The organism is Polaromonas sp. P1_E1_2 (assembly GCF_056406035.1).
Genome location: NZ_JBFUAZ010000837.1, coordinates 1 through 1,409 on the forward strand (window position 1 = coordinate 1; position 1,409 = coordinate 1,409).

General features: G+C 62.3%; 1 protein-coding gene and 1 pseudogene. One reads left to right on the forward strand and one right to left on the reverse strand.

All coding sequences use genetic code 11. The features are described from left to right. Window positions 1-77: 77 nt before the first annotated feature. Window positions 78-1,121 (reverse strand): extracellular solute-binding protein, encoded by a 1,044-nt coding sequence (locus AC1D1P_RS23380; protein ID WP_477674644.1) that lies wholly within the window; start codon window positions 1,119-1,121, stop codon window positions 78-80. Window positions 1,122-1,160: 39 nt separating this feature from the next. Here AC1D1P_RS23380 and AC1D1P_RS23385 point away from each other — a divergent pair. Then, window positions 1,161-1,409: pseudogene (locus AC1D1P_RS23385) on the forward strand (hypothetical protein); the annotation flags it as partial.

The window sequence follows — 1,409 nt, forward strand, 5'->3', positions numbered from 1 at the left end:
CATCTAGGGACGGCCCGGCGATGAAAAAGCCCGGCGCCTTTCGGCGGCCGGGCTTTTCGCAAAAGTGGGGCGTTGGCTTATTTGTAGCCGACACGGTCCAACATCTGCTGCACTTTGAGCTGGTTGTTGCCCACGGCGCTGATCGGGATGGTTTCAGACTTGAAGCTGCCATTGCCCGACGGTGTCATGGMCTTGAGCGCGGGATTGCTCACGCCCAGCCCCGGTACGGCGGCCCACTCGTTGTTGCCGTTGGCAAAGTACTCCTGTGCGCTCGGGCTGGCCAGATATTCCATGAACTTGACGGCGTTGGCCGTGTTCTTGGCGTTTTTGGCAACCGCCGCGCCGGCGATATTCACATGCGTGCCCCAGCTGTCCTGGTTGGGGAAGACCACGCCCACGCGGTCGGCCACGACTTTGTCTTCAGGCGCGTTGGAACGCATGATGCGCGCCAGGTAGTAGGTGTTGGTCAGCGCAATGCCGCACTCGCCGCTGGCCACGGCCTTGATCTGGTCGCTGTCGCCGCCCTTGGGGTCACGCGCCATGTTCGCCACCAAGCCCTTGAGCCATTGCTCGGCCTTGGCTTCGCCAAGATGCTCGGTCACCGCACCGAAGAGGGAGAGGTTGTACGGATGTGCACCGGAGCGGGTGCACAGCAGGCCCTTGTTCTTCGGGTCGGCCAGCTTTTCGTAGGTGTCCACGTCGGCTTTCTTGACCTTGAGCTTGTCAAACACCACAACGCGGGCGCGCGTCGAGAAGCCGAACCAGGTCGTGCCTTCGGCCGTTTCCTTGGCGCGCAACTTGGCCGGGATGGCGGCTTCCAGGGCGGGTGACTTGATGGGCTTGAAGAGGCCGTCCGCATCGCCCTTGTGCAGGCGCGCGGCATCGACCAGCAAAATCACGTYGGCAGGAGATGCCGTGCCTTCGGCCTTCAGGCGCGCCAAAATGCCGGCGTCATCCGCGTCCACGCGGTTCACCTTGATCCCGGTGGCCTTGGTGAAGTCGCTGTAGAGCTTTTCGTCCGTCTGGTAATGGCGGGCAGAATACAAGTTGACCACCTGTTCCTGCGCTGATGCCAAGCCTGCCAGCAGCATCAGCGACGAGAGAACCACTTTTTTGTACATAACTTTCCACTTCCTTACTGGTATTTTTAAAGCCCGGCCATGATAAAGCAAATAAGAATCATTCTTGGTAGTCCCCCTACGTTGTGCAAGCCTTCACGAGGGCTGGACTGGCTGGCGGGCATCGGCCTGGCTGCGGTTTTGTCGCTGTTTGCCGGCTGCGCCACAGCGCCGCCCGGACCGGCCGCGCCTGTAGCGCCGCTACCGGCGGAGGCCGCCAGAAAGCCGGTGCGCATCGGGCTGGCGCTGGGCGGTGGCGCGGCGCGCGGCTTTGCCCATGTGGGTGTGATC